This window comes from Streptomyces lacaronensis (genome assembly GCF_047337785.1).
Classification (GTDB): Bacteria; Actinomycetota; Actinomycetes; order Streptomycetales; family Streptomycetaceae; genus Streptomyces; species Streptomyces lycopersici.
The window spans coordinates 25,592-38,750 of record NZ_JBLHDK010000002.1; the positions used below are offsets into that span (position 1 = coordinate 25,592).

Annotated in this window: 11 protein-coding genes; all 11 read left to right on the forward strand. The window is 69.8% G+C overall.

What is annotated here, in order from left to right; all coding sequences use genetic code 11:
• The 11 genes from ACMTAK_RS00720 to ACMTAK_RS00770 all read left to right on the forward strand — a co-directional run bounded on the left by ACMTAK_RS00720 (window position 1) and on the right by ACMTAK_RS00770 (window position 13,119).
• On the forward strand, window positions 1–2,580 hold the full coding sequence (locus ACMTAK_RS00720) for a hypothetical protein (protein ID WP_413804324.1): 2,580 nt from the start codon (window positions 1–3) through the stop codon (window positions 2,578–2,580).
• Window positions 2,577–3,701: a C40 family peptidase gene (locus tag ACMTAK_RS00725; protein WP_413804325.1), complete on the forward strand. Its 1,125-nt coding sequence runs from the start codon at window positions 2,577–2,579 to the stop codon at window positions 3,699–3,701. The genes ACMTAK_RS00720 and ACMTAK_RS00725 overlap by 4 nt, the downstream gene beginning before the upstream one ends.
• Before the next feature lie 305 nt (window positions 3,702–4,006).
• Complete coding sequence (locus ACMTAK_RS00730; protein WP_413804326.1) at window positions 4,007–4,378, forward strand: hypothetical protein; 372 nt, start codon at window positions 4,007–4,009, stop codon at window positions 4,376–4,378.
• Window positions 4,360–7,011 (forward strand): ATP/GTP-binding protein, encoded by a 2,652-nt coding sequence (locus ACMTAK_RS00735; protein ID WP_413804327.1) that lies wholly within the window; start codon window positions 4,360–4,362, stop codon window positions 7,009–7,011. Before ACMTAK_RS00730 ends, ACMTAK_RS00735 begins: the two co-directional genes overlap by 19 nt.
• Entirely contained in the window at window positions 7,008–7,949 is a 942-nt protein-coding gene (locus ACMTAK_RS00740; protein ID WP_413804328.1) for a replication-relaxation family protein, read from the forward strand. Before ACMTAK_RS00735 ends, ACMTAK_RS00740 begins: the two co-directional genes overlap by 4 nt.
• A gap of 379 nt (window positions 7,950–8,328) precedes the next feature.
• Window positions 8,329–9,138, forward strand: a complete 810-nt coding sequence (locus ACMTAK_RS00745; protein WP_413804329.1) for a helix-turn-helix domain-containing protein — start codon at window positions 8,329–8,331, stop codon at window positions 9,136–9,138.
• Window positions 9,135–9,920: an SAM-dependent methyltransferase gene (locus ACMTAK_RS00750; RefSeq protein WP_413804330.1), complete on the forward strand. Its 786-nt coding sequence runs from the start codon at window positions 9,135–9,137 to the stop codon at window positions 9,918–9,920. Before ACMTAK_RS00745 ends, ACMTAK_RS00750 begins: the two co-directional genes overlap by 4 nt.
• Before the next feature lie 225 nt (window positions 9,921–10,145).
• Entirely contained in the window at window positions 10,146–10,697 is a 552-nt protein-coding gene (locus tag ACMTAK_RS00755; RefSeq protein ID WP_413804331.1) for a hypothetical protein, read from the forward strand.
• Window positions 10,691–11,578, forward strand: coding sequence for an ATP/GTP-binding protein (locus ACMTAK_RS00760; RefSeq protein ID WP_413804332.1), 888 nt, complete (start codon window positions 10,691–10,693; stop codon window positions 11,576–11,578). The genes ACMTAK_RS00755 and ACMTAK_RS00760 overlap by 7 nt, the downstream gene beginning before the upstream one ends.
• A 24-nt stretch (window positions 11,579–11,602) precedes the next feature.
• A complete protein-coding gene (locus ACMTAK_RS00765) occupies window positions 11,603–12,280 on the forward strand; it encodes an SAF domain-containing protein (protein WP_413804333.1) in 678 nt (225 codons plus the stop codon).
• Window positions 12,280–13,119: a hypothetical protein gene (locus ACMTAK_RS00770; protein WP_413804334.1), complete on the forward strand. Its 840-nt coding sequence runs from the start codon at window positions 12,280–12,282 to the stop codon at window positions 13,117–13,119. The genes ACMTAK_RS00765 and ACMTAK_RS00770 overlap by 1 nt, the downstream gene beginning before the upstream one ends.
• Window positions 13,120–13,159: the final 40 nt, after the last annotated feature.

The following is a 13,159-nucleotide window of genomic DNA, read 5'->3' on the forward strand; positions in this document are numbered from 1 at the left end:
GTGAGGCGGCTGGACCAGGGCACGCTGCGGGCGGCCGGATTCGTGGTGCTGATCGCGGTCGTGTTCGTGATCGTGAATACGTCGGTCGCCGCCGCGGCGGACGGCAAAGGGGAGGGTGGCGGCGGGCTGTTGGCACCGCTGAACATCCGCACGCGCGAGGGTGCCCCGTTGAACCGGTACGAGCTCGGCGCCGATGGCGGGAAGGTGACGAACGTCGGCGGGCAGGTGCGCACTCTGCTGCTCGGCGGGCTGTTCACGCTGGTGCGGCTGATGGTGGGCCTGGCCTGCTGGCTCATCAAGACCGCGTTCGACTTTCCGCTGCTCAAGCTCCTGCTGCGGCCCGCGCAGCAGGTGTCCGACGAGTACAACAAGATCGTCGTGGACACGCTCGGCCTCAAAGGGCTGCTGCTGTCCTGGGCGTTCGTCTTCGGGCTGATCCTCTTCCAGCGCGGCAAGGTCGGCCGCGGTCTCGGGGAGATCGTGCTGACGCTGGTGATCGCGGCGATCGCCGCCAGCAGTCTGATCCGCCCCGACTATCTGCTGGGCCCCCACGGGCCCCTGGAGCAGACGCACCAGGCCGCCATGGAGGTCACCCAGATCACGGTGGACAGCCACTGGGGAGACGGCAGCAGCGATGATCCGTGCGACATGGTCATGGGGCCCATCCAGGACGCGTGCAGGGACACTGACGTCCACGCCGCCTCGGTTGCCCAGCCCATCCAGGACGTGCTCACTGACGTCCTGGTCGTCAAGCCCTACCAGCTGCTCCAGTTCGGCCGGATCCTCGACCCGAAAGACCCCGGCGACAAGAAGGCGTACGCTGCCCACCTGAAGTGGGTGCGGGGCAAGGAATACGACACGGCGGCCAAGCGGGCCGAGCGGGAGAAGATCTGCAAGGCCGAGCCCGCCCCGCTGACCGGCCGGGCCCTGGAGTACTGCCTGCGGGGAGAGAGCCGCCGGGAGGCGACGCTCCATGAGATCGGCGACACGATCAAACTCAAGACCGATCCGCTGAGCGCGCTCAACCCCTCCGAGACCGACTTCGACGACTTCATGAAGGATATGGAGGACGCCGGGGACACCGGGAAAGCGGCCGCCGCGTACGCCGAGAATCCGACGTGGGACCGGGTCGGCGCGGTGCTGCTGCTGCTGATCGCCGTCATCCTGATCACCGCGCTGGCCAGCACCATGGCCCTGGTCCTGCTCGGCGCCCAGGGCGCCGACGTCGGCGCGGCCGCGGTCGGCGGCGTCGCCCTGGTCTGGGGCATGCTCCCCGGGCCCAGCCGCATGATCGTGTGGCGATGGCTGTCGGTCTTCCTCATCTCTGTCCTGTTGATGTTCGTCACCGCCGGCTTCCTGCCCGCCTTCGGGATCGGCGTGGACGCGGTGCTAACGGACGGACCGGACCTGATGGTCGAGCGGCTGCTCCTCGTCGACGCCCTGGCACTGGCCGCTCTCGCCTTCCACCGCCGTCTGCTGCGAGGCGCCAGCGAGTTCGGGTCCCGTATGGCGATGCGCATGCGCTACGCCAAGGTCGGCGGCACCCATCTGCCCGGCGACACCTCCGAGATCGGCGCGGCCCTGGCCATGCACGGCTCGGCCAGCTTCGGACGATCCCCGGGGCTGATGGCCCTTGGCGGCGGATCCCCGGCTCACGCCGCCCTGGGCATGCGCCACAAGCTCCTCAACCACGCGATGGCCCTGACCGACGGGACCGGCATGCCCGTCGACTCCGGGCAGCTGCTGGGAGATGCCTCAGCCGAAGCGCGCCGTGGTCTGGCTCCCGCCCTCATCGCGGGCCGTCTCGCCCTCGGGGGCGCCTACGGTCTGCTGATCGGCCGCCGCCCAGACGACGACAAGCTCGACCGGTGGCGCAAGCCCACCGCCGCCGCGGGCACCGGCGACGGCGAGGGCGGCGATGACGATTCGGGGCGGAGGGAACTGACAGCAGATTCTGCTCGCGAGGGAAGCGACAGGAGGATCGTCGACCGATGGACCGGGGACATCCTCTATGACCCTAAGGATGGACGGACGCTGCTGGGCACCCGGGCCCACAACCGCATGGTGCGCTTCCGCGGATACCGCATCGCCCGGCGAGGTGGGCGCCTGGCCTACTACTCCACCTACGGACTGCCCGCGGCCCTATCCCGCGGCCGCGGCCGCGCCAGCCGGGCGACACAGGATGCCCGCACTCAGCTGCGGGTCTACAGCAACCAGGTACGCACCGACGCCCACCACTGGGCGCCGGTCGGCCGCGCGGCGGTCCGAGCCGGCCAGGCGGTGGATCGGGCCGGACAGCGGGCCGCGGCCACCGCGCAGGTCTACGGTCCGGCTGCCTCGGCCGCCGTACGCCGCGGCGTGACGACGGCCGCCACGGCCGCTGTCCTGTCGACTTCGCCGGACCGCCCGCACTCGCACATCGGCGGCTCGCGGCCCGCGGCCTCTTCCAGCGCCGGTGTCGATCCGCGCCGTGAGGCCCGGCGGCGGATCCTCGACGCCCTGATGGAAGCCCAGCGCTCCACTTGGGAGCGGCGGCCCCGATGGAGCGGCCGCGGTGGCGAGGACGGTGACGAATCGTGAAACGGAAGATGGGGTGCCTGGGGATGGTGCTGTTCTTCGCGCTGGTGTGCTGCGCGGGGCCGCTGACGATGTCGATGTCGGCGTCCTCCGGCTCGGGCGGAACCGCGGCCAACGCCGCGGCCGCCGCCGCTGACATCCCGGCCCGTATGCTCACCGCCTACATCGCGGCCGCCGAGAGCGTCCGGTCCTACCGGGCCGGGTGCCGGGGGATGCAGTGGCAAATCCTGGCGGGGATCGCCAAGGTCGAGTCCGGGCATGCGGCCGGCCGCACCGTCAGCTCCGACGGGGATGTCCGGCCGCGCATCCTGGGTCCCAGACTTGATGGTTCCGGGGCAGGCGGCAACACCACACCGGTGCCGGACACCGACCACGGCCGGTGGGACTCAGATCCGGACGGCGAGCGGGCCGTCGGCCCCTTCCAGTTCCTGCCCGCCACCTTCCGCACTGTCGGCAAGGACGGCAACAGCGACGGAGTGAAGGACCCACACAACGTCGACGACGCGGCGCTGAGCGCGGCGGTCTACCTGTGCGGCAGCGGAAGGGGCAGGGACCTGACCCAGCGGCAGCAGCTGAAGACGGCCATCCGCTCCTACAACCATTCCCGGGCCTATGTCGCCGACGTGATGGGCTGGATCTCCCGCTACAGGACCACCAGCAGCGCCGCATCGGTCAAAGGAGTCACCGGCAAGGCCCGGACGCTCCTGGCGGCCGCGCTCAGCCAGCGCGGCATGCCCTACTCCTGGGGTGGCGGATCCGCCAACGGCCCGTCCTACGGGATCTGTTGCAGCCCGGGCGGTTCCTCCGGGGAACACATCCGGGGGTTCGACTGCTCGGGGCTGACCAGCTACGCCTACGCCCAGGCCGGGATCACCCTGCCACGGACCGCCGCCGCACAGGCCGGGGTGGGGCGCCGTATCCCCGCTGCCGCTGGTATGAAGGCGCTCCGGCCAGGCGACCTGGTGTTCTTCGGCTACGTGCCCACCGCGGACGGGACCATCCACCACGTCGGCATCTACCTCGGCAACGACAAGATGATCAACGCTCTGCGGCCCGGCACGACAGTGCGAGTCGACCCGGTCAGCGTCATGTCGGACTACGCCGGAGGTGCCCGGCCATGGTGACCTCGACCAGGAAGGGCGCTCGGCCGCACAAGCACCTACCCACCCGTGCAGGAACGGCTCGCTGGTCCCGCCGCTCTGCCGCGGCGATGCTGAGCGCAGCCGCCGTTCTCGCTCTGACCGGCAGCGTCCTGCTGAGCCAAGGCACCAGCACCCACAACGGTGCGCCCGCTCAAGCCAGCACCCGGCCGGCCCCGCAGGCGCCCGTTTCCCCCTCGGCGGGTTCGCCGGCTGTGCCGAGGCGCTCGAGGGGTCCGACGCTCGGCGAGCAGGGCCCTCGGAGCGAAGCCGCCCCGACCGGACACGAGGTGCTGCCGCCGCCCGGTGACGGGCCCGCCGGGGATGCCGCCATCCAGCGCGTGCTCGACCGCTCCTCCCCTCCCGACCTTTCCCCGCGCACCGAGCGGCGCCTGGTCCAGCTCGGGCGCACGGTGTGGACAGCCGAGGTCACCGGCCGCAGCCGGCAGCGATGGCCCGGCTACTTCACCGAGACAGAGGTCCGCCCCTACCGCCGCTTCCGTATCCAGGCCGCCATCGCCCGCCGCGCAGGGGGCCGACGGGTGGTGGTGCATCTGGTGTGGGCCGGCGCCTCCCCGGCCGGGGGCGACGACGTCGACAACCGAACGGCACGGGTGTTTCTCACCCAGGATGGAGACACCAGGTGGACACCATCACGCTGACCGGCTCACCGTCTGATGGAGCGCACCTCGCCACCGCCCTGGGTACTGCGGTCAGCTTCGTGGGATGGGTGGTGGACCAGTGGCTGTGGCTGACGCTGGCCGTGCTGCTGCTGTACGGCGTGAGCGGCTGGGTCGCACGACGCCTTGCAGACCGGGCCACCGGCCAGCGCATGGCAGTCGAGCTCGTGCCATCCCGGCGCTTCGATCCCTCTCCTGAGGAGCTTTTCCGTTATGGAGCGCAACTGTCGCGGGCGGCGGTGGCCGGGCCCTGGTGGACGCCACGGCGTGCCAAAGCGGTACGGATTCGGATGCGCGCGGATGGGTCACGTCCGCTGTCGTACCGGGTGGAGGGTCCGGCCAGTGCGGTCCATCTGCTGCGCACGACTCCGTACGGGGCGGTGCGCTGCGAGAAGAGGGCGCCCGTTGTCCGCGACAAGCGGCGTCTGTTCACCGTCAGGGCCCAGTTCGCGCTGCACGGAGGAGCCGGCGCCCGGCTTCGCGAGGTGCCGCTGGTGCCCGATCCGTTGCAGCCGCTGGTGGATGCGGTCGCCGACCTGCGCGCCGAGCTGGGGGATCTGGCCGAGGTGTGTCTGGATCTACAGCCCGCGCCTCGCTGGCAGCTCAAGACACGCCGCTGGCAGGTGATTCAGGCTGCTCGCCAGGCAGAGCGCCGCGAAGCGCGTCGAGCGACGCGGTGGATGTTCCAGGACGCTCGTGAGGCCGAGGACTCTGTCGCCTACCAGTTGTCGCGTCTGCTGACGCCGCGCCGGGAGGCCCGGGAGAGCTACTCGCCACGCCGGATGGCGATGCCGCTGGCTCCGCGTCGGGTCGACCGGGAGCGGGCGCTGGGCAAGTTGACCGAGGACGCGCATCTGGTGCGCGTCCAGCTGATGGTGCGCTGTTCCTCGAATACGGTGGGCCGGGCTGAGCGCCGGATGCGGCAAATCCACGCCGCGCTCGACGTCTTCGCCTCGCGGACGCGCTTTGCGTGGATGGGCAGGCTGTGGGGACCGCTCCGTATCGGCCCGGACCGGATGCCATGGCGCAAGGTCTTCGATCACCGGTGGCGCACCGGCCAGATGCGGCCGCCGCGTACCAACTGGGTTCACTTCGAGGAACTCGCCGGGCTGCTGAAGCCTCCGACTGTGCATTGCCGACTGCCGCTGATGCCGCGTGACGTGCCCACCTTCCGTCTGGGGAACCCTGAGCTGCTGTTGCAGGGCTGGCACCGCGGCGCGGACGGCCGGTGGAGGCTGCTGGCCACCCGTGAGCAGGAGACGCTGTTCGAGGTGGCGATCGGCAAGGCCGGGGGCGGCAAGACCGAGCGCGCTTTGTGCCAGGCGGTGGGGCTGGCGCATGCCGGGCACGGACTGCTGTATGTGGATCCACACGGGGACTCCTGGAAGCGGGCCGCTCCGTTCCTTGCCCATGAGGAGATCATGGGACGGATCGCGCGGATCGACTTGGCCGTCACGAGTCTGCGGGCGCGGCTGGGCTGCTGGAACCCGTTGGGCATGGACCGCGGGCAGCGGGAGCATGAGGTGGTAGCGGCCGTATCGGACGCCTACGCGTCCGCTCTGGGCTGGAACGACATCACCGCTCCCCGGGCCATCACCATCGCGACGAAAGCGGTGCAGGCCCTGGTCGCCGTCAACCAGGCCGCCTGCCGAGCACGGATGGCCGCCTGTCAGGCGACGATCTTCCACATCAGGCCGCTGCTGACCGATCCCGTGTTCCGCGGGGCGGTCGTGGGGATCCTCGATGAGGAGCAGGCCGCTTGGTGGCGCACATCCTTTGCCGCGATCCCTTCCGACGCGTTGCCCACGGTCCTCAACCCCTTGGACCGGCTCGCCGCCAACCCGGTCACCCGTGCCATGCTCGGCAGTCCGGTCGGGGCCTACGACATCAGGGCCGCCATGGACCGCCGCATGGTCGTGTGGATCTGTCCGGCCGGCAACGGCCCGACCGACCGGCTCCTGGTGGCCCTCCTCGTGCGTGACCTCCTGCGAGCCGGCCTGTCCCGGCGGGACCTGGACGAACGTCAGCGCGTCCCGTTCCGCGCCTACCTGGATGAGCTCATCTCCCTGGACGGGGCGGCGGACAGCAGCATCGCCGAGATCCTCGAACAGCTGCGGAAGTTCCGGGTACGCGTCCACGGCATGACCCAGCTGCTACAGCGGCTGAGCGGCGCGGTCCGCGGTTCACTCATACAGAACTCCTCCACCTTGTCCACCACCGCCGGGTCCCTGGACGCGATCCGCTTCATCACCAATGAGTGGGGCGATCAAGTCGACCCCGTCGAGGTCACGGAGCTTGACCGCTATCACCACTACATCAGTCTCACGGTCGACGGGCGCCGTGTCGGTCCGCTACAGATGCGCGGGCCCGAGTTGCACGACACCTTCCGCCGACTGGCACGTCCCCGCGACGTCCCGGCCCTGAACCGCGCCGCGGATGACATGGCATCGGCTCGACCTGTCGAGGAGCTGATCTCCGTCGCCAAAGAGCAGAAACAGCAGGTGCTCGACTTCCTCACCCGCTCTGCACCCACCGCAGCCACCGCAGCCTCGCATTCTTCCGACTCCACTTCTGATTCTGAAGAGACCGACTCAACACCCCGGAGTTTCCAATGACCTCATCCGCGTCTGAGCAGCCTGCACGCCTCAGGGTGTCCAGGGACACCCTCGCGCACCGGACCCTCGCGGCGCTGGCTCAGCACCGCATGGTGGATACCCGTCAGTTACAGGTCATGCTTCTGCCCGGCTCGCGCCAACGGCTGTCGGCCGCCTTGACCACGCTACGCAAGGAGCGTCTGGTCGAGTGCATCACCTTGCCCGGGGCCAACCGGCTGCGTGCCTGGTATCTCACCCGCGGCGGTGCGCGGGCCACCGAGGGCTGGCCGGAGTTGCGAGACCGGCCCCGGCATCCAATCACGGGCAAGACGGTGGCATCGCTCATCGCCGCCCACACCCGCACGGTGGTGGACACTCACCTTGCCTTCATCGAAGATGCCCGGGCTCGGGGAGACGGTCACGGGCCGTGGGACTGGTCTCCGGAGACCACCCACTACCTTGCCGAGGGCGACCTGCTCAAGGCCGATGCGCTCTTGCACTACGAGGCCGCCTCGTTGAACGGCGCGAGGGTACAGCTCCAGGCTTTCGTCGAGGTCGATCGCGCAACCGGGAGCAGCGGAAAGCTCGCGAGCAAGTTGATCAAGTACGCGCGGTTCTACACCCATACCCCGCTGCCACCCGGCCGCCGCAGCGCCGCACATCAGCCGACCGCCGCGCCCACCTGGCAGCGCTGGTACCCGGTGTTCCCGAGGCTGCTGTTCGTGCTGTCCAATGCACGGGCCGCCTCCTATCAGCACCGGATCGAGGATCTCCAGGCCATGACTACGGAGCATCCGCTGGTCGCCCGTATGGCGAGCAGGGTGCCGCTCGGCGCCGCAGTGCTGTCCGATCTCGAAGAGTACGGGCCCCGCGCGTCGGTGTGGACGCGTCTGGCGGGCCCTCCGGAGCGCTGGCGCACGCACGAATCGGCGGATCGGTGTGCATGGACAGACCTGTGATCCGACCGCCGATGCGGTCACGGCGTGCTTGGCCGCCCCTCCATCCGGGTGGTGGCCCGCCGGGGCCGATACATACCGTCACCCGGCCGCCGACGTGCCCGTATCAGTCGGGCGGTTCGAGCGGCACATGGTGCACCGCATGCACAACCTGGAATACCGGGCCCAAAAGACCTGCACTGTCTGCAAGTTGTGAAGCTGAGGTGTCACGAAAACCGGCGCGTCGCTTGCCCTGCGTAGCGGAGTAACCACTAACATCACGTGCGTCACAGCCGAATCGCGGAATGCGATTCGCAAATCTCGATGCGCGTGGGCACGACGTGCGGGGCCGGCAGGCAGAGATAGGAGTGACGTGTCCGAGAGTCCGGCGATATTACGCAGGGTGTTAGCCAAGCACCTGCAGATGCTGCGGGAGCGGGCGGGCCGTAGCTTCGCTCAGGCGGCTGACCGGCTCGGGGTACACCACACCACTATCCGGCGCATGGAGCAGGGGCTCGGCAGGCCACCGCGGCCGCCGGATCTGCGGGAGCTGCTGTCGTTCTACGGCGCGGACGCGGGGGAAGTCAGCGCGCTGGTGGAACTGGCGGAGAGGGCGTCGGGCCGGAACTGGTGGGACGAGTACAGCCTGTCCGAGTCGATGGCGGACTGCGTCATGCTGGAGGGCGGTGCCACCCGGATCAGGGCCTACGCCCCGTGGGAGGTACCGGCCCTGTTGCAGACGGAAGACTACGCCCGCGCCCTGGGCCCCGATCCCGATCCCGACCGGTGGCTGGACCTCCTCAAGCGCCGCCAGGCCGTGCTGGACGATGATGCCGGTCCGTTGCTGTGGGCGGTGATCGACGAACCGGTACTGCACTGGCAGGTCGGAAGCCCCGGCATCATGGCCGATCAGCTCACACATCTGCTGGAGATGGCAGCCCGGCCACGCGTCGACCTCCGAGTAGTGCCGTTCGACGCCGGGCCCTCACCGGCGGCCCGAGTCGGCACCTGCTCGGTATACCGCCTGCGCCTTCGCGAGCTGACGGACATCGTCTGCGTCCAGCAGCTCGACGGCCTCAACTTCGTGGCCAAGCCCTCAGCCGTCACGCACTACACCGCGGTCCTGGACCAGACCGTCGGGAAGGCTACCCGCCGCGGAAAGCAGACCCGCCTCCTGCTCGAGCGGATCCAAGACCACTGGAGAGCAGCATGACCGATGACACCGCGCACGGGGCGCGGCTGTACGCGCACTTCCTGGGGGACCAGCGCGACGACTGGCCGGGGGATCTCACCCTGGCCCAGCGAATAGAGAGGCGCGTGCCCAACGTAAGCCTCATCGCGCGCAACCAGCGGGCGTTCATCATGCGGGCGGTGGTTACTCTCGTTGGGTACGGCATCCGGCAGTTCCTCGACGTCGGCTCCGGGCTCGCCCACTCGCCCAACGTGCACGAAGTGGCGCAGGCGGCCGATCCTGCCTGCCGGGTGGTCTACGTCGACCAGGACGTGGTGATCACCGCGAACCAGGAGGCGTCGTTCGCCGTGGATGAGCGGGTCCGCCACCTCACCGCCGACGTCCGAGATCCCGATGGGATCCTGCAAGCCCAGGTGGTACGGGAGTTCATCGATTTCGACGAGCCGGTCGGGTTGCTGCTGGCCTCGGTCTTCCTGTTCGTCCCGGACGACGCCGACCCGGCCGGGATCATCAAACGCCTGGTCGGCGCGCTGCCGTCCGGCAGCTACGTGGCCTTCAGCCAGGGCACCTACGACTACGACGACGACCGGCGCCCTGTCCACCACCTGACGCGGATGTATGCCGAGGGCGGGGTGATCGTGACCCCCCGGGACAAGGCCACCATCGCCGGATTCCTCGACGGAGCGGGCCTGGCCGTCCTCGCCCCCGGCATCGTGGCCACCAACCGCTGGAGATCCGAGGACCCCCGGACGGGTGCGGAGGCCGACTCCTGCATTCACGCCGCCCTCGCGTACAAGCCGTAACGGCGCCACCTCTGGGCTTCAGATTGACCGGCTCATGACCATCATCAAGGGAAACAGCATGTTCTGCGCAGTTTTCTCCGCATTTCTTCCCAGAGCGCGGTCCGGGGTCTGCCGGCTCCGTCCGCCATCATCCGCACTCGCTCAGGAGGTCCTGTGACAGCTCGTTCTTCCGCCCGGCCCACTGCCCGCCACGGCCGGAAGACCCGGATCGCACGGTACGGGGCGATGACGATCGCGATCGGCGTGGCGCTGTCCGTCACCTCGTGCAGCGGCGATGACAAGGAGTCGGAGGAGTCCAAGCAGTCGTCCACGCCCGCATCGACCCCCGAGTCCTCGAAGCCGTCGGCCCCCTCCGATCCACAGGCCGCCGATAAACGCGACGTGCTCGTGGCATACCGGGCCTACTGGAGCGAACAGGTCAAGGCGTACTCCAAAGCGAACATCGAAGCCACTGACCTCGACAAATACGCCAGCGCCGATGCTCTGGGGCGGGCCAGGAGCGATGTGCTGAGCCTGCGAAAGGCCGGTGTCGTCGCCAAGGGCGCGCCCGTCAACGACCCCGAGGTCACCGAGCTGGACATGGACCGCAAGGTGCCGCGAGCGACCGTCACGGACTGCCTGGACGTCTCGAAGTGGACGCGTGTGAAGAAGAAGACCGGAGAGACGGTTGCGTCTCCGAAAGGCCAGCTCAAGAAGTACACAGCCACCATCAATACCGAGAAATGGGGGAAGCAGTGGATGATCTTAAAGGTCACGCCGAAGCCGCGCTCATGCTGAAACGGCAGCTGGCAGTTGCGGCCGCTGGTGGCGCCCTCATCGGGGCCGTGCTGCCCACGGCGGCGCACGCCGACAGCGGCGGCAACGGAGTATGCGGGGGCACCGACTCCTGGGTGAGCGTCTGCGCGACCGACCCCGGCTCGCCCGGCTCCGACGCATCGCAGGCCCGGCCCGCCAAGCCCCGTAAAGGCGCCAAGGACCGCAAGGCGAGCTTCCATTCCTGCGTGGTGAAGAAGCTCGACCCGCAGCCGCCGGCCGGGAGCGCGATCTGGAAGGGCCATGACCCGGGCGACGGTGCTATCTACACGCGCTCGTGCGTTTTCGACGGAGCCACTTCCGCGGTCACCGCCGGTGTGCCGATGCCCGGCCAGACGTTCTGGTCTGACACGCCTCCGGCCGCCACCGGTCCCGATCCGGCCCAGCTGGCGCAGCAGGCCGTGGACAAGATGCTGCTGAAAGGGCCGGACATCGTCACCCCGGACGCGGCCGGGCGGTGGACGGTGGGAGTGCCGGTGTGGATGCACGCCGGGAAATCACCGGCGACGTACGGGCCGACCTCGGCGTCGGCGACAGCCGGGGCGGTGACGGTGACCGCCACCGCCAAGGTGGCGAGCATCAAGTGGCAGATGGGCGACGGGTCCACCGTGACCTGCACGGGGGCAGGCACGCCGTACCGGAAGGCGTACGGCAAGCGGACCTCGCCGGACTGCGGCCACACCTATGCGCAGACCTCCGCGTCCAAGCCCGGCAAGAAGTACACGGTGACCGCGACCGCGACCTGGGCGATCGAGTGGAGTGGCGGCGGGCAGTCAGGGGAGCTCACGGAGATCCGAGAGTCCCAGGTCGAGGTGTCGGTCGGAGAGCTGCAAGCTCTCGGCTGAGGCCGGTGTCGGAAGGACGGAGCGGTGAGCAAGACCAAGGAGCGCAGTACACAAGGCGCCGGGGTGCCGGCGCAGCCGAGGGGGCCGGTGGCTCCTCCGCGGGTGTCGGCTCGGCGCAGGAGACCAGGTCTGATCGCCCTGGCCGTGCTGCTGATCACGGGTGGGGGCGCGGGTGGTGCGGTGCTGCTGATGGAGAGCGGGCAGCGCACCGAGGTGGTGACCGTGGTCCGGCATGTCCCGGTGGGCCAGGTCGTCACGGACCGGGATCTGGGGAAGGCGTCGGTCGCGCTCGATCCGGTTCTGAAGGCGGTCAAGGCCGCGGACCGGGGCGATGTGGTGGGCAAGCGGGCCGCTGTGGAGCTGACACCCGGATCGCTGCTCTCCCGTGGACAGGTGACGGCGGATTCCCTGGTGAAGGCCGGTGAGCAGGTGGTGCCGCTGGGTCTGAAGCCTGAGCAGGTCCCCGCCAGTTCCCTGGCGCCGGGCCAGCGGGTCCAGATCGTGCGCGTGCCCGGCGAGGACCAGCAGGGCAGCCAGACGCAGGCCGACCCCATACCGGCGCACGTGGTGAAGGTCGGCGACCCCACGCCCGGCACCGGGGCGAGCGTGGTCGACGTCGCCGCGGCGAAGGCCGAGGCACCGCTGCTGGCGTCGTGGGCCTCCACCGGGAACATCCGGCTCCTGATCGACGGTGATTCCTGATGCCGGTCATCGCGATAGCCGGGAGTTCCGGATCGCCCGGAGTGACGACGACGGCACTGGCGCTGCTGCTGTCCTGGCCGCTGGAACCAGGACGCCGGGTGGTGCTGGCCGAGTGTGACCCCGACGGCGGCAGCGTGCTGTACGGGCTGCTGCAAGGGTCGCTCGGGGACCGGTACGGGCTGAAGAACCTGTCGGTGGCCGCCCGCAAGGGCGAGATGACCGAGGCGTTCTGGCGCCAGCTGGTCGACATGACCGAGGACGGCAAGGCGGCGCAGACCGCGGGGGAACGCCTGCTGCTGCCGGGGATCACCGATCCCGCGCAGGCGGCGGCCCTGGCACCGGCCTGGGAGCAACTGGCAGATCTGATGGCGGGGATCGAGCGCCACGCCACGTATCCGCATGACGTGCTCATCGACCTCGGCCGCAATGGAGCGTTCGGCCCGTCCGGGGTGCTGGCTCAGCGGGCGGATCTGCTGGTGATGGTGGCGCGCTCCACCATGCGCTCGATTCAGTCGGTGCAGATGCGGATCGAGGCGTTGCAGGAGCGGGTCGGCGAGATCGGGCTGCTGCTGGTGGATCAGGGCCCGTATTCGCCGGGGGAAGTGCAACGGCTGCTCAAGACACCGGTCTTGGCAACGTTGCCGTACCGTCCGTCGCTGGCCCGGGTGCTGTCGGACGGGGCGGAGCAGCCGTCCCGCTTCGCGCGCAGCGAGCTGATGCGGGCGATGCAGGGGGCGACGACGCCGTTGCGGCAGCGGGCGGCGCTGCGGCGTGCCCGTCTGGCACCGCGTGGCGGGCCGGTGCCCGGAGGAGGGGAGGTGAGGGCCGGTGCGTGGTAGGCCCTTGCATCCTGACCCGACGGTGCGAGTGGCTCGGCCG

Bases quoted from the DNA above. Each gene is read 5' to 3' on its own strand.
- ACMTAK_RS00740 (WP_413804328.1), top strand. From the start codon at position 7,008: ATGACCTCATCCGCGTCTGAGCAGCCTGCACGCCTCAGGGTGTCCAGG.
- ACMTAK_RS00750 (WP_413804330.1), top strand. From the start codon at position 9,135: ATGACCGATGACACCGCGCACGGGGCGCGGCTGTACGCGCACTTCCTG.
- ACMTAK_RS00755 (WP_413804331.1), top strand. From the start codon at position 10,146: ATGACGATCGCGATCGGCGTGGCGCTGTCCGTCACCTCGTGCAGCGGC.
- ACMTAK_RS00760 (WP_413804332.1), top strand. From the start codon at position 10,691: ATGCTGAAACGGCAGCTGGCAGTTGCGGCCGCTGGTGGCGCCCTCATC.
- ACMTAK_RS00770 (WP_413804334.1), top strand. From the start codon at position 12,280: ATGCCGGTCATCGCGATAGCCGGGAGTTCCGGATCGCCCGGAGTGACG.